The following is an 18,131-nucleotide window of genomic DNA, read 5'->3' as shown; positions in this document are numbered from 1 at the left end:
AAGGGTGACAGAGTAGAGAGATGACCACGGAGAAGTGTCGAACAAGGGATGGTTGCTATAGCGAGAATGTCTTGTCTTTCCTATAGTGTCTTGTCTTCTCTGTAGATAGTATGTCTCCCGGTATCAAGCCAGCTGGTGTCTGGGCTGGCCCCGTGACCCTGACACCAGAACAATATCCGACATGGAAGGAGGTATCACCATGGCACACACGCTGCCCGAACTACCCTACGCCTATGACGCACTGGAGCCCTCCATTGATGCGATGACCATGGAGATCCACCACTCCCGTCACCATCAGACCTACATCAACAACCTCAACGCCACCCTGGAAGGCACTGGTCTCGAGGAAGTTGCGGTTGATGAACTGGTCGCCAACCTTGATCGCGTTCCGGCCGACAAGCGTCAGGCCGTGATCAACAACGGTGGCGGTCACTCCAACCACTCCTTCTTCTGGACTGTCATGTCGCCGAATGGCGGTGGCCAGCCGAAAGGCAAGGTTGCTGAAGCTATCGAAAGCGAACTGGGCGGTTTCGAAGCGTTCAAGGAAGCCTTCACCAAGGCGGCCCTGACGCGTTTCGGTTCCGGCTGGGCGTGGCTGAGCGTCGACGCCAGCGGCAAGCTGGTGGTTGAGAACAGTCTCAACCAGGACAGCCCGCTGATGAACGGCAACACTCCGGTACTGGGTCTGGACGTGTGGGAGCACGCCTACTACCTGAAGTACCAGAACAAGCGTCCTGACTACATCGCTGCGTTCTTCAACGTGGTGGATTGGGACGAAGTCGAGCGTCGCTACCAGGCAGCCACTGCCTGATCGATGCTGACTGATGCCACTGAAGTGGCGTCACTCGTTGCCAGTGGTCGTTGATCACTGCACTGACCGCGGCCCCTTTCATGGGGCCGCGGTTCGTTATTGAGCCTGCTCAGGGAAGCACCGTCTCATGTCCAATTCAGGGAGTCTTCAGGCGCTGGGACGCCTGCTGCGTTATGCCCGTGGTTATCGCCGCACCATCATCGCTGCGACTGGCTGTTCAGTGATCAACAAGCTGTTCGATATCGCACCGGAGATATTGATCGGTGTCGCCATCGACGTGGTGGTCAATCAGGAGCGCAGTTTTGTGGCACGGCTCGGTTTTGAGTCGGCGCACTCTCAGATCGTCATGCTCGGCATTCTGACCTTCCTGATCTGGGCCGGCGAGTCGGTGTTCGAGTATCTCTACCAGATTCTGTGGCGTAACCTGGCGCAGCGCCTGCAGGCCGACCTGCGTCAGGATGCCTACGAGCATGTGCAGCGTCTCGACATGGGCTTCTTCGAAAGCCACTCCACTGGTGGGCTGGTGGCGACCATGAACGACGACGTCAACCAGCTCGAGCGTTTCCTCGATGGCGGTGCCAACTCCATGGTTCAGGTCGCGGTGACCGTCGTTGCCGTCGGTGCGGTGTTCGTCGTGTTGTCGCCACTTATCGCCTTGCTGGCCTTTACGCCGATCCCACTGATTCTTTGGGGTGCCTTCGTGTTCCAGCGCAAGGCGGCACCGCTGTACGCCAATGTGCGTGAAAAAGTCGGGGTGCTTTCCAGTCGCCTATCGAACAACCTGCAAGGCATCGCCACGATCAAGAGCTTCACCGCCGAGAGCCGTGAGGCGGCGCGTCTGAGTGCGGACAGTGAAGCCTATGTCGAGGCCAACCGTCAGGCCATTCGCATCAGCTCGGCATTCATTCCGGTGATTCGCATGGCGATCCTGACTGGCTTCCTCGCCACCTTTACCGTCGGCGGCATGATGGCAATTCGTGGCGATCTCAATGTTGGTGCCTATGGTGTATTGGTATTCCTTACCCAGCGGCTATTGTGGCCATTGACCGGGCTGGCGCAGGTCATCGACCTGTTCGAGCGTGCCATGGCCAGTACGCGACGCATCCTTGACCTGATAGCGACACCGATTCGAGTGGCGGACGATGGCGACCAGTCGTTGCCGCAGCCGGTACGTGGTGCGGTGAATTTCAATGATGTCAGCTTCCATTATCCGGGCACCGGAGCAGGGATCGATCAAGTCTCGCTACAGGTGGAAGCGGGACGCACGCTGGCGCTGGTTGGCGCGACAGGCTCCGGTAAATCGACGCTGATCAAGCTGCTGCTGCGCTTCCATGACCCAGATAGTGGCGAGGTGTATCTTGATGGCATGGCAGTCAAACAGTTGCGCCAGAGCGAGTTGCGTCAGGCGATTGGCCTGGTCAGCCAGGATGTCTATCTGTTCGAAGGAAGCATTCGCGACAACATTGCCTATGCACGTCCCGATGCCGGTGACGATGAGGTGATCGCTGCGGCGCGTACCGCAGAGGCCTGGGACTTTATCGAACGACTTCCTGAAGGACTGGATACCCTGGTGGGTGAGCGTGGCGTTCGGCTCTCGGGCGGTCAGCGTCAGCGCCTGTCGCTGGCTCGAGCGCTGCTCAAGGACCCGCCGGTACTGGTACTGGACGAAGCCACCAGTGCCGTCGACAACGAGACCGAGGCGGCGATTCAGCGCTCGCTGGCACGTATCGGCAGCGAGCGCACGGTGATCATGATTGCTCACCGGCTATCGACCATTGTGCATGCCGACGACATCCTGGTGATGGAGCATGGCCGCGTGGTGGAGCAAGGCAACCATGAGCAACTGCTGGCGGTGAATGGCCGCTATGCGGCGCAGTGGCGAGTGCAGACCGGCGATCTGGTGATGCCAACGACAGCCTGAAACTGAGACTGAAACTGAAACTGAGAGTACGCCGCCCCAGCCCGTGAGGGTGGGGCGGTCTTGTCTTGCCCAGGGGGCGTGTATCGATACGTAAGCCTGTTTAGATGCAAGGCTGTCAATTCATCGCTTGAGGCAGCCAGGTGGCGATTCCGGGGAAGGCGTACATCAATGCGATGGCCACCAGCATCAGCAGGAAGAAAGGAATGGTGGCCCGGGTGATGGCCATGATGTCGCGTCCGGTGAGGCTCTGGATAACGAACAGGTTGAAGCCCACCGGTGGCGTGATCTGCGACATCTCGACCACGATTACCAGATAGATGCCGAACCAGATCAGGTCGAACCCCGCAGTTTGAATGACCGGCATGATGATCGAGGTCACCAGTAGTATCAGCGAGATGCCATCCAGGAAGCAGCCGAGAACCAGCAGGAACAGTGTCAGCACGATCAACAGTGCCGCAGGCGATAGCCCCATGGCACCAATCTGCTCGGCAAGGTCCATCGGCAACTGGGTAAAACTCATTGCCGAGGACAGGAAGGATGCGCCAGCGATGATGAAGGCGATCATGCACGACGTGCGCACCGCAGCGAACAGCGCATCCTTGAAGATCGGCCAGTCGAAATGGCCATTGGCACGCGCGATCAGCATCGACAGCACTACGCCGGATGCCGCCGCCTCGGTGGGCGAGGCCAGCCCTCCATAGATACTGCCGAGGATGCCGCCGATCAGCGCCAGCAGCGGCAACAGCTCCAGGCTGCCACGCAGCTTGGCACCCAACGGGATATGCCCTTCATGGCGACCGGCAACACCATTGCGCTCGCCGACCAGCAATGACCAGCCGATGACATAGGCCATGAACAGGCCGAGCAGCATCAGGCCGGGGCCGACGCCGGCGATGAACAGCCGTGAGATCGACTGCTCGGTGACTACGCCATAGACGATCATCATGATCGAAGGCGGAATCAGCAGCCCGAGGGTTGACGCGCTGGCGAGGGTACCGATGGCCAGCTTCTCATCGTAGCCACGGCTCTTGAGTTCGGGCAGGGTCATCTTGCCGACGGTGGCGCAGGTCGCTGCCGAGGACCCGCATACCGCCGCGAACAGGCCACTACCGATGATGTTGGAATGCAGCAGACGGCCAGGCAGGCGGCCCAGCCACGGTGATAGTGCCCGGAACATGTTGTTGGCCAGCCCCGAGCGGAACAGGATTTCGCCCATCCACACAAACATCGGCAGGGCTGTGAGGTCCCAGCCGTAGCTGGCGCCCCAGAAATCTGAAGCGAGAATTGGTCCGGGTGCCAGCGGAAAGAACAGTGTCAGCACCAGCCAGCCGGTGCCCAGCAGGGCGTAGGCGATCCACACCCCGCTACCGAGCAGTACCGCCAGTGCGACAAGGGTGGCAAGGCTGATCATGAGCATTGCGGACAACCTCCCTGTTGAGCCGGTTTCTGCGGCTGAGATCTATCCATGAGTCATCAATGCTCCGTCGAGGAGTCGTCATCCGCCGGCCGATAGCTGGCAGGTGAGGTAAAGGCAGTTTTTGCGGTCACCCATAACGCTTCCAGCAGCGCGAGGCTCATCAACGACATTCCGATCAGCAACACCAGCTGGGGAATCCACAGCGGAATCGCCAGCAGGCCGGAGGATACGTCGCTGAACTCGGTGCTTTCCTGCAGTAACGTCCATAGCGAGACGCACAGCAGCAGATTCAGGGCGACCGCGACCAACAGACAGAACAGTTCAGTGAATACCCGCACCGCCGCTGGCAGTCGCTGAATAATCAACGACATGCGGATATGTGCGTGATGGGTGAAGGTGTAGGCCATACCGAGGAAGGTCGCCCCGACCAACAGAAACGAGGCCAGTTCGGAGACACCAGTGATTTCGATGCCCAGACGTGAGGCACCGAACAGCACCAGAATCGCATCGACGAGGCGAAACACGACCTGCAGTGAGACCAGGCCACAGATCATCACCATCGACAGGGCGGCACCTGCGCCGCCGAGTCGATATAACGGCATGAGACGGAAGGGCATCGCAGGCCTCCACAAGGCAGTGTCGGATGATTGGCTACGAGCTACGAGCTACGAGCTACGAGCTACGAGCTACGAGCTACGAGCTACGAGCTACGAGCTACGAGCTACGAGCTACGAGCACGATTCCGCTTCCGGTCACTTGATGGATTCGCGGTAGCCTTCCACCAACTGCCTGGCACCTGCATCAGCTCGGCTTTCCCAGTCCTCGAACAGCTTGTCTCCCGCTGCCTGGAGCGCTGCAGCCACGGCTTCATTGGGTTCGGAAATGGTCACGCCATGTTCCGTCAGCGCTGCAGCACTACCCGCTGCATCGGCCTTGCTGGCTTCCCAGCCGCGCTGCTCGGCTTCGGCCGCGGCATCAAGCACCGCCTGTTGAACGTCGGCATCCAGTCGCTCGAAGGCCTGACGATTGACGAACACGATATTCTTGGGAATCCACAGATTGGCGTCACTGTAGTGGGAGACATAATCCCAGGCGGCCATCGACTCACCCGTGGAAACCGAGGTCACCATGGCGTCAACGCGTCCCGTGGAGAAGGCCGTGGGAATATCCGACTCTTCGGTCTCGGTGGGCAGGCTGCCGAGGTTCTCGGCCAGGCGCTGAGTATTGATGTTGGGTGCGCGCATGCGCAGGCCCTTGAATTGGCTCGGGTCATTGAGCTCGAAGTCGGTGTAGATGCCCTGGGATGGCCAGGGGACCGCATACAGAGGCATCAAACCCTGGTCAGCAAAGAGCTGTTCGATGGCGGGCTTGCTCGCCTGCCACAGCTGCCACGCTTCGTCATAGCTGCCTGCCAGGCCAGGCAGAGTATCCAGCTCGAAGACCGTGGATTCGTTGGACAGGATCGACAGGAACACTTCGCCGGCTTCCACCGTGGCTCGGCGTACCGATGGTTTGATTTCACCGTGGCTGATCAGCGAGCCGCCGGAGTGCACATTGATATTGAGTTCGCCGCCAGTGGCTTCCGCGACATCCGCGGCAAACTGCCTGGTATTGACCGTATGGAAACTGGCGTCGCCATAGGGCGTGGCGAGGTTCCAGTCTGCTGCGCCAGCGGAGCCGGCCAGCAGGGCAAGGGCGATGGCGGCCGCCAGGCGGGTGCGCAAGGAACGGGTACGTAGGGAACGTGCCGTATGCGTTGGAATCGTCATCGTCTGGATACCTTTTTATCGTTGTTTGATGATCTTCACCAGGCCCATGCGGCATATCAGCATGCCCCGAGGCCAATAGGGGAATAGAGCCTCGGGCCGGGTGGGCAAAATCAACTTCAGCCTGGTTCAACAGACAGTTGAATAGCAACTCCCCACAGCGTTGGATGGCGGTGCTGGTCAGCAGACTGTCGTTTCTGGAGCAGTCGTTTCTGGTACGGTCGCGCCTGGAGCAGTCCGTATCACGCCTTCTTGAACAACTGTGTCTCGCGATCCTTGAATGCCTTGAATTCCAGCGCATTGCCTGACGGATCCTTGAAGAACATCGTGGCCTGTTCGCCGGGCTCGCCCTTGAAGCGGATATAGGGCTCAATCTCGAACTCGACGCCGTGGGCCTTGAGCTTGTCGGCAAGTGCCTGCCAGGCATCCATCTCCAGCACTACGCCGAAGTGAGGTACCGGGACGCCATGCCCATCGACAGGGTTCTTGTGCGCACTGGCCGCAGCATCCTTGAGGGCTGCATTGAGGTGACAGACAAACTGATGGCCATAGAGATCGAAATCGACCCAGGCGTTGGATGAGCGGCCTTCGGGGCAGCCGAGAAACTCGCCGTAGAACTGGCGCGCCTCCTCTATGTCACGGACCTGGATGGCGAGATGGAAGGGGTCTTTCACGGCCATGGGTAGCGCTCCTTGTTATCTGGGATATGCGATGATTCTTTGCACCAGCGTCAGCGTACGTCAATCTCTTTTACTGCGCCTGTCGTCCATGATTGATATGTCGAGAGGTGCGAGCGAAGTGACACAGGCGGTAAGCTGGGCGTAATAACATTGCGCGTATGCGCGTTTAACAACAATGAGGACAATAGCATGCCGATCCCCCTGTTGAACTGTGATGTCGGCGAGAGCTTCGGCGCCTGGCAGATGGGCCGTGATGCCGATGTCATGGCCTTTGTCGACTGCGCCAATATCGCCTGCGGCTTTCACGCCGGTGACCCGGATGTCATGCGGCGCACCGTAGGATATGCGGTTGCCAACAATGTGCGTATTGGGGCTCATCCAGCCTATCCTGATCTGGTGGGGTTCGGCCGTCGTAGCCTCGCGGTATCGCCACAGGAAGCCGAGAACCTGGTGCTTTACCAGATCGGTGCGCTGGAGGCCGTCTGTCGCGCCGAAGGCGCCCGAGTCAGTTACGTCAAGCCGCATGGTGCCCTATACAACGACATGGCGCGCGACCTGGAGTTGCTGCGTGCCACCATGCGCGCGGTCAAGGCCTGGGATAAGACGCTGCCGCTGCTGGTGATGTCGACCGCGGACACTGCGGCGATTCGCGCTCTGGCGCAGGAGGAGGGCGTGACGCTGTGGTTCGAGGTGTTCGCTGATCGCGCCTATGACGGGGAAGGCCGCCTGGTGTCACGGCGCGAACCGGATGCTGTGCACCATGACGAGGCGACCATTGTGGCCCAGGCCGTTAGCCTGGCGCGTGGTGAGGCATTGACGGCGCGAGATGGTCGATCGCTGTCGCTGGCTGCCGATACGCTCTGTGTGCATGGTGACAACGAAAGCTCGGTGGCCGCGGTGCGCGCCATTCGCGAGGCTTTCGATGCGCTGGAGGACGCATGACACCGAAACTGGAGACGGTCGCTTTTGACTCGCTGATCGTGCGCCTGTTCGAGCAGATCGACGAGGCCCATATGCCTTGGGTGTTGGCCGCGGTGGACAGTATTCGGCAGACACTGGGCGAGTTGGCGTTGGAAGTGGTGCCGTCGTATACCACCGTGCTGGTACAGGTCGATATCACGCGACTGTCGCTGAGCGAAGCGCGCCGCTACCTGCAGCAGGCGCTATCCGGGCTGGCGCCCCGTGACGCTGAGGCTGGCACACTGCACGAGATTCCTGTCTGGTATGACACTTCCGTTGGCCCCGAGTTAACGCTGGTTGCCGAGCGGCTCGGGACCAGTACTGATGACGTTATCAAGCGCCACACCGCGCGGGACTATAGTGTTTTCGCGCTGGGGTTCGCGCCGGGTTACGGCTTCATGGGCCTGATCGAAGAGGCCATGGCCACACCGCGCCTGAAAACGCCACGCCAGAAGGTCGCAGCAGGTAGTGTCGGGATCGCCGATCGTCAGACGGCGATCTATCCGGCTCCGTCTCCGGGTGGCTGGAATCTGTTGGGGCGCACCGCGACTAGACTGTTTGACCGTCAGCGCGATGGCTACACACTGTTTCGGCCCGGAGATCGAGTGCGCTTTGTCGCTATCGATCGCGACACCTTCGTCGCCCAGGGCGGCGATACAACACCACAACCCGCCGCGGAGGGCAGCGCATGACACTGCGAGTTGAACGTGCCGGGCCTCTGGCGTTGGTGGTGGATGGTGGGCGAAGCGGTGTGCGCCATCTTGGTGTCACTCAGGGCGGAGCCATGGATTGGGTCGCGCTGGGATGGGCCAATTGGCTGTTGGGTAATGCGCCCGATACCGCCGGCATCGAGATCATGGTCGGCGGGCTAACATTGATCGCCGAGGCGCCGACACCGGTCGCGCTGGCAGGCGCCGACCTAGCGGCCACTGTGGATGGCGAACGCGTCGCGCCGGGGCAGGCGCTGAGCATGCAGCCTGGCCAGAGGCTGGCCTTCCAAGGCCCACAGCAGGGGCTGCGCGCCTATCTCGCCATACCGGGCGGCATTCAGGCGGAAGCGGTGATGGGCAGTGTGAGTAGCACGGTGCGTGAAGGACTCGGCGGCCTCGATGGCCATGGTCAACCTCTGCGCGAGGGCGATACGCTGGTCGCGGCGGGAAGCCAGGCATCGCAGCGTCAATTGCCGGACGACATTCAGCAGACCTCTGCATCTGGCGAAGTGCGTCTCGGCCTAGTGCTGGGCGCACAGTCGCATGGCTTCACTGGCAGTAGCCTGTTCCGCGCCTTTCATCAGAAGTGGCAGGTGGATCAGCGCGCCGACCGCATGGGTATCCGGCTGACCGGGACTGCGCTGGAATGCTCGTTGAAGGGCATGGTCTCCGAAGGCATTCCGTGGGGAGCGGTGCAGGTGCCACCGGACGGCCAACCGATCATTCTGATGAACGACCGCCAGACCATCGGTGGCTATCCGCGACTCGGCGCCCTGACGCCACTGGCCTGCGCTCGGCTGGCGCAATGCCTGCCCGGTGCCACCGTACGTTTTACGCCGACAACTCCCGAGCGCGCGCGACGTGATTATCTGCAGCAACTGGCCATGTGGCAGCGATGATGGTCCTGCACACAGCTGATGGGAACTCCAACACCACAGCGCCTCCCGAGGTCATCGGGAGGCGCTGGAGAAGGATCGATCAGGGTCAGAAACTGTAGCTGACCGTCGCCTCGACACTGCGTTCGGCACCGAAGTAGCAGAATTCCAGTGAGTTGCACGAGGCTACGTAGTCCTTGTCGAGCAGATTGTTGACGTTGAGACGCGCTGAGACGCCTTGCAAGCCGACATTGCTGAAGTCGTAGCCGAGGGTGGCATCGACCAGGGTGTAGTCGGGGACCTTCTCGGTGTTGGCGCGATCCGCCTGGATATCGGCGTTATAGCGCACGCCAAGACCTGCATTCAGGCCGGCAATGGGCCCCCGCTGGAAATCATAGTAGCCCCACACGCTGGCCATGTGGCGTGGTGAATAGATGGCCTCATTTCCTTGCTCAGTGGGATCGTCACTCTTGCTGTAGGTGGCATCGGTGAAGGTATAGCCAGCCTGCAGGCTGAAAGCGTCGGTCAACTGCGTATGTGCCTCCAGCTCTACCCCTTGCGACTCGATCTCACCGATGGCGCGATAATCATCGGTCGGTTGTTCCTTGGTGGCCACGTTCTCCTGAGTGATATGGAACAGGGCGATGGAGTAGCGGTCATTGGTGCCGTTGGGCTGATATTTCAGTCCAGCCTCATACTGCTCACCTTCCATTGGCTTCAATAGATCGCCGTTGGCATCGACAAAACTGGTCGGTGTAAAGGCTGTGTTGTAGCTGATGTAGGGCGATATGCCGTTATCGAATGCATACAGCAAGCCAACGCGGCCACTGAACTGAGTGTCATCAAGGCTACTGGCAGTATCGGAGTCGCGATTGGTGTTCTTGATATCGACCCAGTCGTAACGTCCGCCCAGCGTCAGGTGCCAGCGATCCCACTGCATCTGGTCCTGAAGATAGATACCCGTCTGGTCGATTTCATGGCGCTCGCGTGTCGACGCATACATGGCAGTGGGGTCGGCCCCATAACTGGGGTTGAAGGCATCGATGTTCGGAAAGCCACCTGAAGGCCAGTCCACGTCATTGTCGCGGGTCTGGTAATCGACACCGACCAGCAACAGATGATCGAGATCCCCGCTCGACACATCCCACTCGAACTGGTTGTCGAGGGTCAGCGCGGTGAGGTGTTCATCGGCACCGGAGAAGTAGCGGATCAACTCGTTGTCGTTGGCCCAGCCATAGGCATACACCTGGTCCATCTCAACGTCGGCTTCCAGATAGCGCAATTTCTGGCGAGCCGTCATGCCACCACCGAAGCGGTGCTCGAACTCGTAGCCCAACAGCGTCTGATCACGCTCGAACTTGTCGTAATCGTCCTCACCTTCAAAGAAGGTGTTGTCGATGTGCTTGCCGTTATGACTGGCTACCGTGCCCTCGTAGGGTAGGCCCGCATGGTAGCCGCCCTCCGGCTGGTGGGAGAGATAGGCATAGAGGTTCAGGCTGGTGGCGTCGGTGATATCCCATGTCAGCTGAGGAGCGAAGAAGTAGCTCTCATCTTCGACGTGATCGAACTGGGTGTCTGCGGCGCTGCCACGACCGGTCAAGCGGTAGGCAACTCGCTTCTGCTCGCCCAGTGCACCGGTGATGTCAAAGGCCGCTTCACGCTGGTTGTTGGTGCCGATACCAAGACGAACCTCGCCACTGTCCTCGAACTCCGGGCGTCGACTGGTCAGAGCCACCACACCGCCGGGAGAGGCGCGACCATAGAGCACCGAGGCCGGGCCCTTGACCACTTCAATCGACTCGAGGAACCAGGGGTCAATCGTCAACGAGCTGTAGGCAGCCCCGTCACCCATGACCTTGAGACCATCGAGGAAGGTATTGTTGACGCTGCCATCGGAGAAGCCACGCAGCACGATGTAATCATAGCGGTTGGAGGCACCGACCTGATTGGTGTAGGTACCCGGCGTGTAATTCAGTGCACGCTGTACAGTGCGAGCACCACGCTGGTCGTACTCCTCAAAGGTGACCGTCGAGGTGGCCTGAGGTGTCTCGTTGAAGGGCGTTGCGGTCTTGGTGGCGGCTTCACCGACCACTTTCATGGTCGATAGGCTGGTGTCCTGAGCCACGTCAGCTTGCTGATTCTGGGCCTGGTTCTGGGCCATGGTGGCGCTGGATGCCGCAGCGGTGGCCAGCGCAATGATGATCGCTAGCGGCAGTGTCGCGCGGCTTCTTGAATGCATTGGCTTGAGCGGGAAAGGTGGATAGTCGAACATGAGCTTCGCGTTACCAGTCAGTTTTATGGAGCCTGCGTAAAGGCACAGCTATTTTTTGGTAATGCGAATTATTACATTTTGTTTCCGCGTTTCGTTTATGCACGATGACAAAGGTGTTATGCGTCGTGCCAGGTGTTATGTCTGGTGCTGTGTCAGGAGCTATGTCAGGAGCTATGCCCGGTGCGTTGTCGGGTATAGCGCCCGCGATAGTTGGCGGTGTTCAAGCGCGCCTTGTATCGGGTCTTGAGCCGGAACCGAGGCTCGAATGAGGAATGATCTTGCTGGGGCACAGGCCGAAGCGTCGGCGAAAGGCGGTGGAGAAGTTACTGGTGTGGGAGTAACCGCTTTGCCAGGCGGCCTGTTGCACGCTCTGACCGTTGCGCAATAGCTCATGGGCCAGTTGCAGGCGGATCTCGCGCAGATAATCGAACAGCGAGACGCCGAAGCAGCGCTGGAACTTGGCACGCAGGCTGCTCTGACTCATCGAGGCCATGTCGGCCAATTGCTTGAGCTGGTAGGGCTGGGATGGAGCATCGTGTAGATGTTGGCGCACTTGTTCGAGGCGACGCTGTTCGTCCGGAGAGAGACCAGCGGTGCGTGTAATGGTGCTCACGTTAGGCAATCCGAGGGCCAGCATCTGCAGTCCCAGGGCTTCGAGCATCATCTGGCGTTGGGCATGAGAGGGCATCGGTTTCAGCGCCTGCTCGATGGCAGGAGCCAGAAATCCCGGTAGTGGCCAGATATGCAGCTGGGGACGGTCGACGTTCAGCAGCTCGCCCATGCCATGGCTCTTTGCCAGGCGGTCAATGGCGCCGTCATCCAGCGCGAGATTCAGGGTGCGCAATCGCTGACCGGCAGGCTGGTGAACGCGCAGCGCCGCTTCCTGAGCCAGGCGAGCACTCAAGGCATTGCCGGCTTCCATATGCTGGGTTCGACCGCCGATATCGATCTGTATCCGTCCCTCGAGCACCACGCATACGAACAGCGGCGAGGCCATGGTCGAGCAGGAATCGTAGGGGTGCAGCACTTCGACATCGGAGAAAGTCAGGTACCAGCCCGGGCGCAGTTGCTCCTCGAAGACACGTCCCTTGAGGACTGCCTGACTGCAGTGTGAGTGGCAGGGCATGTCACCGCCGGCGAATCGATAATCGATACCGTGACGCTCGCCGTAGCGCAGGAAGTCCGCGACCGTGATCAGGTGAGGGGCGTCGGACGCCAGCTCAGGTGATCCTCCGGCGAGGGGGCGAGAATTGGCTGCACTCACAAATCAGCACTCATGGATCAATGGCCGCCGGATGCGACCTGGCAGGTTTCGGAGGAGGTCGGCACCTTGCGGCGCGGGGTATACGTCTGCACGTCAGCGTTGGTCTCGGCAGCAGCATTCCTGCGCAGGCGAGTGCTGGCGCGTTGCCTGGCGGCACTGTCCCGGGCGGCCGCTGCCGCTTCGCCTTCCAGCGGGCAGTTGCCACAGTACTCGCAATCATCCAGCCGGTAACGCAGGCAGCATAAGCGCCGCGTGCGGTGGCGTTCTCCTGCGCTGTTCTCCAGGTAGCGTACCGGCATGAACAGCGGGTTACGGCGTCCATCCGGGTACACGCGATGGTCCACCAGGCGCATGGCTTCGTCAGCCACACCTGGCAGCGCCATGGGATGCAGTTCGGCGTTGTTGGCGAAGTACTCGAAATAATTACCGAAATTGTTCCAGAACAGACGCGGTGCGGCACCGCTGATACAGCCAAGCATCTCGATCAGCGGTGAAACATGCCCTTGAAAGAGTGTCTCGAAGCGCTGGAAGGCGTCCAGAGACGGCAGCGGTGTGCCTTCATGCGGTAGAACCAGGCGTCGGGTGCAGCCATGTTCGTCACTCTGGATGGCCATCTCGTCGAGGCTGACCGGCAGGTCGCGCTCAAGCAGCAGGTTGGCGGCCAGCGATGGCACAACGACAGCGGCGAAATGCCATTGCGACCAGATCGAGGCGATGGCCTTGATGTCGTTGCCCTGATGCTTTGCGGCGAGGCGCTCAAGCCGCTCCTCGAGGACGTTGGCATCGAGCAGTTGCTCAGCGGGCAATGCATCCTCTGGTAGAGCAGTACTGACCAGGGGAGGCGTCAGTTGCTCGAGGGGGCCGCAGTAGAGGCGAGAGAGGGCGGAGGTCATGGTGCTTCCTTGGAAACTGCCGGAGCAGTCTGGAGGTGCCAGCCCACAGTATGCATTGAATGCGAATTGTTATCAAACATGGATTGTCTGATGAAGCAGATTGACGTCAGCCGTTCAGCAACAGGGCTGCGCGCTGTGGAGGGGAGTGGTTGGCTGGAGCTCTTCCACAGCGCCGGCCTGCCACACCAGGCTGGGTGTTGGCCCTTCATCGAGGTCGTTGCAGGTGTCGACACGCATGATGCTGATGGCTCGGCAGCTGACCTTCAGGCGTTGGGTGCGTCCATCTCCGTGCCGACAGCGCCATGTCAGTTGGCGTTGCTCGTCGTTGCCCGCTTCGTCCCCGAGGATCAACTCTTCCTCAAGGGTCAGTTGGGGTTGAGGTGCTTGATATTGAGGTGCTTGTGATTGAGGTGGCTGTGATTGAACTGCTTGCGCAGCGAAGTGGTTGAGTATGGCAAGCTGCGCGCATTGCTGTGGCGGGGTCAGGCTTGAGTCACCACGGTAGCAGGGGAGGTAGCGTTGGCCATCGGCTTCACTGGCCAGCAGGGAATACGCTTGATCGGGGGCGATACGCCCGTACTTGCGTACCGGTGACAACAGAATAACGCTGGCGGCCAGTCGGCAGCCACCAAGGTGTGAGCTTTCCCAGACATCGAACGGCAACTGGTGTTCGCGCACGGTTCTGTCCAGTGCCTGAAAGGCGGCATAACCGAACTTGGCGCAACATTTATCCTTCTTGCCATGGGTGCAGCACAACACCAGGTCGCGTGTTACTGGGGTGGGTTGCCAGGCATCCAGGGAGGCTCCACGCTGCCAGGCGCTCAGAAAATCCTGTAATTCTTCCCGTTGCACGTCGAAGGCCAGTCGCTCGGGCATCAGGTAGATACGATGCAGATCCTCGGGGTGATCGCGACGCTGGATCAGGTTGATGCGTCGGCCACTGGCCGCAATGGCATCCAGTTGCTCGATCAATGCTTCTGGCATGTCGCTGGCGTGGCGCAGGCTGCGCTTCCACTTGGCGCGAGGCCAACTGAGCAGCAGATTGCGCTCGATATGGGCGGCGCTGCCGGCCAACGGGTCACCTTGCTCTCGGCTGAGCTCAGTACAGAAGCGGTGGCTCATGAGGTACGACGCTCCTTTCCTGTTTCATTATCCGCAGCACTATCAGCACTGTTGTCGGTGGCAGGTTGGTCATCCATTGCAGGCCTGGCAGCATTTGCAGGTTTCTCGCCGGCAGCCGGGGCTGTGCTTGGACGGAACCTCTGCGGCACGCAGATCAGGCTGCCACTATGCGGATCGCGGATCACCTCTGCATTCAGATCAAATACCCGCTTCAGGTTAGCTGCGGTAAACACCTCATCGGGTGTCCCGCTTTCGACGATACGCCCTTCACGCATCATCACCAACTGGTCGGCATAGGCCGCGGCCAGGTTGAGGTCATGCAGGACGACCAGCAAGGTGCGGCCATGCTCATGGGCCAGCCGCGTCAACAGCTCGAGGAGGTCAACCTGGACTTTGAGATCAAGAAAGGTAGTGGGCTCGTCGAGCAGAATCAGGTCGGTGTTCTGGGCCAGCACCATGGCGATCCAGCAACGCTGGCGCTGGCCGCCGGAGAGGGCATCGACGCCACGCTCCGCAAAATCGGTGACATCGGTATAGGCCATGGCATCAGCGATGGCACGCTCGTCTTCGACGGAGTCTCGACGCCACAGGCGCTGATGGGGAAAGCGACCCATGGTCACCAACTGGCGTACGGTCAGTCCTTCAGGTGCGGTAGGGCCTTGAGGCAGGATGCCGAGGCGACACGCCACCTCGCGTGACGAACTGCGGTGAATATCCTCGCCATCGAGTACTACTCGTCCGCTGCTGGGCTTGAGGGTCCGTGCCAGTGTCTTGAGCAGGGTTGATTTGCCGCTGCCATTGGGGCCCAGCAACACCGTCACCTTGCCTTCCGCAATAGACAGATCGACGTTGTCCAGCACGTGTCGCGACTCATAGCCGGCATGCAGGCCTTCGCCATACAAACGGGGGGCATGGACCCCGGGCTGTCGAGACTCAGAGGAGGGCATAGGGAGGTAACTCGTTGGGCAGCAGCAGCTGCACACTATGACAAAACATTCTCATTTTCAATCGGCGCGGCCAATGGAGAGGCCACTGGGAACGAGCATTGATGCGTGGATGTAGCGTTGGCTGCCCGATACAGAACTATGCCGGAAAGCTAGACATACGTTCGCCCACACGTTTAAGATAATCATTCTCATTACGATAATCTCCAACATTTTGAGCTCCATCAAGGGATACAGCATTCAATGAAACGCCATTCACTCTGGCCGACAGTGTCGATTCTTGGGCTGGCGGTCTCCACGCCGGGCCTGGCACAGGAAACCAGCAACAGTGCACGCACAGAACCGACAGATGTCATGGTGGTAACGGCCTCGCGTACGGGAACAACGGCCGAGGATTCGCCACAGACCGTGCGTATCATCACCAAAGAAGAGATAGAGCAGCAGCGCCAGATTACCTCTGACTCTTCTCAGATACTCAGCAACCTGTTGCCGTCCTATTCGCCGAGTCGCCAGAAGATGAGTGGTAGCGGTGAGACATTGCGTGGTCGTCGGCCGCTGATCCTGATCGATGGCATTCCGCAGTCCAACCCGCTGCGACCCACTGGCCGCGAAGCGCATACCATCGATTACTCGATGGTCGATCATATTGAGGTGATCCAGGGCGCCAACGCTACCAACGGCATCGGTGCTGCGGGGGGCGTGATCAACATCATTACCCGCCGTCCGGAGCCGGGTTCGCTCAACCAGCACGTCGATGTGCAGATGACCACTCCGACCAGCCAGCTCAAGTCCGAGACCAACAGCTACAAGGTCAACTATGGCGTGAGCGGCAACTCCGGTGACTTCGATTACCTGTTTTCTGTCGGGTACGAGGATCAGGGGATGTTCCTCGATGGCGATGGCGACTACATCGGCGTCGACAACACCCAGGGCGACCTGATGGATTCGCGCAGTTACGACATCCTCGGCAAGCTGGCCTATTGGATCGACGATAATCAGCGTCTGCAGTTCACGGTCAATCATTACGACATCGAAGGCAACGGCGATTACCTCAGTGTCACCGGTGATCGCGACAATGGTGTGCCAACCACCTCCGAGCGCGGTACGCCAGAGGGTGATGCGCCCTTCAATGAGGTGTGGACGACCGGTCTGAGTTACGACAACTACGACCTGGCAGGCATGCACCTCAGCGCACTGGCGTTCTACCAGGACTACCAGTCACTGTTCGGCGCCACTGACTCCAAGAACTTCCAGGATCCGTCGATTGCACCGGTGGGTACGCTCTATGACCAGAGTATGGCCGAGACCCAGAAGTGGGGCACCAAGCTGTCATTGACCAATGATCAGCTGTGGGATGAGCGCCTCAAGATTACCGGTGGTCTGGATACCACGGTCGACAACACCGAACAGTACCTGTGGCTGACCGATCGTACCTACGTACCGCCGATTGAGTACACCGACATCTCGCCCTTCCTGCAATTCGAGCTGCGACCGATTGAGTCGCTGCTGCTCTCGGCAGGAGTACGTTACGAATATGCCAGACTGGATATCGACAGCTACCAGTCGGTTGCTGCCAACGGCGGCGTTGAGGTTGAAGGCGGCTCACCGAGCTTCGACGAGACGCTGTATAACTTCGGTGCGGTATGGAATCCGGTGGAAGACTGGAGCCTGTTCGCCAACTATTCCGAAGGCTTCTCGGTGCCTGATGTGGGACGCGCGCTGCGTGGTATCAACGAGCCGGGACGCTCGGTCGACAACTTCGAGAATCTGCGTCCGATCGTTACCGATAACATTGAAACCGGGGTGCGTTATCAAGGCGACCGGTTGGGCGCAGAGCTCAGCTATTACGTTTCATCTTCTGACTTCGGTGACCGGGTCGAGGAAGTCAACGATGCGTTCGTGCTCAAGCGTGAGGAAACCGAGATCAAAGGGGTGGAAGCCTCCGTCGATTATCAGTTTACCGACAATCACAAGGGGCGGCTGGCGTACTCGCACATGGATGGGCGCTACGACAGCAACGATAACGGCACCCTCGATGCCAAGCTCAATGGCCTGAATGTGGCGCCGGATCGCCTGATCGCCAGTTGGTCGTCGCGCTGGACTCCGGAAATCACCTCCTTTGTGCAGGCCAATTACGCTTTCGACAAGAGCTTCGATGAAGAAAATCGTGAGTTCGACGGCTATCTGCTGGTCGATGCCGCCGTGGGCTATAAGCTGCCGGTCGGCCAGGTCAATGTCGCTGTTGCCAACCTGCTTGATGAGCAGTACATCACCTACTACTCGCAAAGTGCTCTGGTCAACGAAGACCGCTACTTTGCTGGGCGTGGGCGTACGGTAACTCTGGGGTATAGCATCGACTTCTAAAGGTTGAACTTGATGCTGGTCATGACGGAAATGACCAGCATCAAGCCCTCAATAAAAATCTTCAAGAATCGCTTTTCTGAACCATCTATAAGAACCACCCATAATAATATTATTCCAACAACTCTGCAGTGT

15 protein-coding genes are annotated in these 18,131 nt (G+C 59.6%); 6 read left to right on the top strand and 9 right to left on the bottom strand.

What is annotated here, in order from left to right; translation table 11 throughout:
• Nucleotides 1-199: 199 nt before the first annotated feature.
• Nucleotides 200-811, top strand: coding sequence for a superoxide dismutase (locus AR456_RS14915; RefSeq protein ID WP_021818552.1), 612 nt, complete (start codon nucleotides 200-202; stop codon nucleotides 809-811).
• Between the two features lie 127 nt (nucleotides 812-938).
• Entirely contained in the window at nucleotides 939-2,732 is a 1,794-nt protein-coding gene (locus tag AR456_RS14910) for an ABC transporter ATP-binding protein (protein WP_021818553.1), read from the top strand.
• A 115-nt stretch (nucleotides 2,733-2,847) separates the two neighbouring features.
• Here the strand turns inward: AR456_RS14910 and AR456_RS14905 are convergent, their stop codons facing one another.
• The 4 genes from AR456_RS14905 to AR456_RS14890 all read right to left on the bottom strand — a co-directional run bounded on the left by AR456_RS14905 (nucleotide 2,848) and on the right by AR456_RS14890 (nucleotide 6,595).
• On the bottom strand, nucleotides 2,848-4,149 hold the full coding sequence (locus AR456_RS14905; protein WP_021818554.1) for a TRAP transporter large permease: 1,302 nt from the start codon (nucleotides 4,147-4,149) through the stop codon (nucleotides 2,848-2,850).
• Nucleotides 4,150-4,205: 56 nt separating this feature from the next.
• Entirely contained in the window at nucleotides 4,206-4,766 is a 561-nt protein-coding gene (locus AR456_RS14900; protein ID WP_021818555.1) for a TRAP transporter small permease, read from the bottom strand.
• 135 nt (nucleotides 4,767-4,901) lie between these two features.
• Nucleotides 4,902-5,918 carry a TRAP transporter substrate-binding protein gene (locus AR456_RS14895; protein WP_021818556.1) on the bottom strand — a complete coding sequence of 339 codons (1,017 nt, stop codon included), beginning with the start codon at nucleotides 5,916-5,918 and terminating at the stop codon, nucleotides 4,902-4,904.
• A gap of 239 nt (nucleotides 5,919-6,157) precedes the next feature.
• Nucleotides 6,158-6,595 carry a VOC family protein gene (locus tag AR456_RS14890; protein ID WP_021818557.1) on the bottom strand — a complete coding sequence of 146 codons (438 nt, stop codon included), beginning with the start codon at nucleotides 6,593-6,595 and terminating at the stop codon, nucleotides 6,158-6,160.
• Between the two features lie 189 nt (nucleotides 6,596-6,784).
• Here AR456_RS14890 and AR456_RS14885 point away from each other — a divergent pair, with 189 nt between their 5' ends.
• Genes AR456_RS14885 through AR456_RS14875 form a run of 3 tightly spaced genes read left to right on the top strand, consistent with a single transcriptional unit; the run spans nucleotide 6,785 to nucleotide 9,164 of the window.
• Nucleotides 6,785-7,537, top strand: a complete 753-nt coding sequence (locus AR456_RS14885) for a 5-oxoprolinase subunit PxpA (protein ID WP_021818558.1) — start codon at nucleotides 6,785-6,787, stop codon at nucleotides 7,535-7,537.
• Nucleotides 7,534-8,247, top strand: coding sequence for a 5-oxoprolinase subunit PxpB (pxpB, locus tag AR456_RS14880; RefSeq protein WP_021818559.1), 714 nt, complete (start codon nucleotides 7,534-7,536; stop codon nucleotides 8,245-8,247). Before AR456_RS14885 ends, pxpB begins: the two co-directional genes overlap by 4 nt.
• Complete coding sequence (locus tag AR456_RS14875) at nucleotides 8,244-9,164, top strand: 5-oxoprolinase subunit C family protein (protein ID WP_021818560.1); 921 nt, start codon at nucleotides 8,244-8,246, stop codon at nucleotides 9,162-9,164. The genes pxpB and AR456_RS14875 overlap by 4 nt, the downstream gene beginning before the upstream one ends.
• A gap of 85 nt (nucleotides 9,165-9,249) precedes the next feature.
• Here the strand turns inward: AR456_RS14875 and AR456_RS14870 are convergent, their stop codons facing one another.
• The 5 genes from AR456_RS14870 to AR456_RS14850 form a co-directional block, all read right to left on the bottom strand.
• The gene (locus AR456_RS14870; protein WP_021818561.1) at nucleotides 9,250-11,412 is read right to left on the bottom strand and encodes a TonB-dependent siderophore receptor; all 2,163 of its coding nucleotides are present in this window, start codon (nucleotides 11,410-11,412) and stop codon (nucleotides 9,250-9,252) included.
• A 220-nt stretch (nucleotides 11,413-11,632) separates the two neighbouring features.
• Nucleotides 11,633-12,676, bottom strand: coding sequence for a helix-turn-helix transcriptional regulator (locus AR456_RS14865; protein WP_021818562.1), 1,044 nt, complete (start codon nucleotides 12,674-12,676; stop codon nucleotides 11,633-11,635).
• Nucleotides 12,677-12,693: 17 nt separating this feature from the next.
• Entirely contained in the window at nucleotides 12,694-13,569 is an 876-nt protein-coding gene (fhuF, locus tag AR456_RS14860) for a siderophore-iron reductase FhuF (protein WP_021818563.1), read from the bottom strand.
• A 114-nt stretch (nucleotides 13,570-13,683) separates the two neighbouring features.
• The gene (locus AR456_RS14855; protein ID WP_021818564.1) at nucleotides 13,684-14,691 is read right to left on the bottom strand and encodes a sucrase ferredoxin; all 1,008 of its coding nucleotides are present in this window, start codon (nucleotides 14,689-14,691) and stop codon (nucleotides 13,684-13,686) included.
• Entirely contained in the window at nucleotides 14,688-15,638 is a 951-nt protein-coding gene (locus AR456_RS14850; protein ID WP_021818565.1) for an ABC transporter ATP-binding protein, read from the bottom strand. Before AR456_RS14850 ends, AR456_RS14855 begins: the two co-directional genes overlap by 4 nt.
• 240 nt (nucleotides 15,639-15,878) lie before the next feature.
• Here AR456_RS14850 and AR456_RS14845 point away from each other — a divergent pair, with 240 nt between their 5' ends.
• Nucleotides 15,879-17,999, top strand: coding sequence for a TonB-dependent receptor (locus AR456_RS14845; RefSeq protein ID WP_021818567.1), 2,121 nt, complete (start codon nucleotides 15,879-15,881; stop codon nucleotides 17,997-17,999).
• The last annotated feature ends 132 nt before the right edge of the window (nucleotides 18,000-18,131 follow it).

The organism is Halomonas huangheensis, from assembly GCF_001431725.1.
In the GTDB taxonomy this organism is placed as follows: Bacteria; Pseudomonadota; Gammaproteobacteria; order Pseudomonadales; family Halomonadaceae; genus Halomonas; species Halomonas huangheensis.
This window is presented reverse-complemented; position numbering and strand designations above follow the sequence as displayed.

Excerpts from the sequence above, each read along its gene's own strand:
- AR456_RS14915 (WP_021818552.1), top strand. The coding sequence starts at position 200 with ATGGCACACACGCTGCCCGAACTACCCTACGCCTATGACGCACTGGAG.
- AR456_RS14910 (WP_021818553.1), top strand. The coding sequence starts at position 939 with ATGTCCAATTCAGGGAGTCTTCAGGCGCTGGGACGCCTGCTGCGTTAT.
- AR456_RS14905 (WP_021818554.1), bottom strand. The coding sequence starts at position 4,149 with ATGCTCATGATCAGCCTTGCCACCCTTGTCGCACTGGCGGTACTGCTC.
- AR456_RS14900 (WP_021818555.1), bottom strand. The coding sequence starts at position 4,766 with ATGCCCTTCCGTCTCATGCCGTTATATCGACTCGGCGGCGCAGGTGCC.
- AR456_RS14895 (WP_021818556.1), bottom strand. The coding sequence starts at position 5,918 with ATGACGATTCCAACGCATACGGCACGTTCCCTACGTACCCGTTCCTTG.
- AR456_RS14890 (WP_021818557.1), bottom strand. The coding sequence starts at position 6,595 with ATGGCCGTGAAAGACCCCTTCCATCTCGCCATCCAGGTCCGTGACATA.
- AR456_RS14885 (WP_021818558.1), top strand. The coding sequence starts at position 6,785 with ATGCCGATCCCCCTGTTGAACTGTGATGTCGGCGAGAGCTTCGGCGCC.
- pxpB (WP_021818559.1), top strand. The coding sequence starts at position 7,534 with ATGACACCGAAACTGGAGACGGTCGCTTTTGACTCGCTGATCGTGCGC.
- AR456_RS14875 (WP_021818560.1), top strand. The coding sequence starts at position 8,244 with ATGACACTGCGAGTTGAACGTGCCGGGCCTCTGGCGTTGGTGGTGGAT.
- AR456_RS14870 (WP_021818561.1), bottom strand. The coding sequence starts at position 11,412 with ATGTTCGACTATCCACCTTTCCCGCTCAAGCCAATGCATTCAAGAAGC.
- fhuF (WP_021818563.1), bottom strand. The coding sequence starts at position 13,569 with ATGACCTCCGCCCTCTCTCGCCTCTACTGCGGCCCCCTCGAGCAACTG.
- AR456_RS14855 (WP_021818564.1), bottom strand. The coding sequence starts at position 14,691 with ATGAGCCACCGCTTCTGTACTGAGCTCAGCCGAGAGCAAGGTGACCCG.
- AR456_RS14850 (WP_021818565.1), bottom strand. The coding sequence starts at position 15,638 with ATGCCCTCCTCTGAGTCTCGACAGCCCGGGGTCCATGCCCCCCGTTTG.
- AR456_RS14845 (WP_021818567.1), top strand. The coding sequence starts at position 15,879 with ATGAAACGCCATTCACTCTGGCCGACAGTGTCGATTCTTGGGCTGGCG.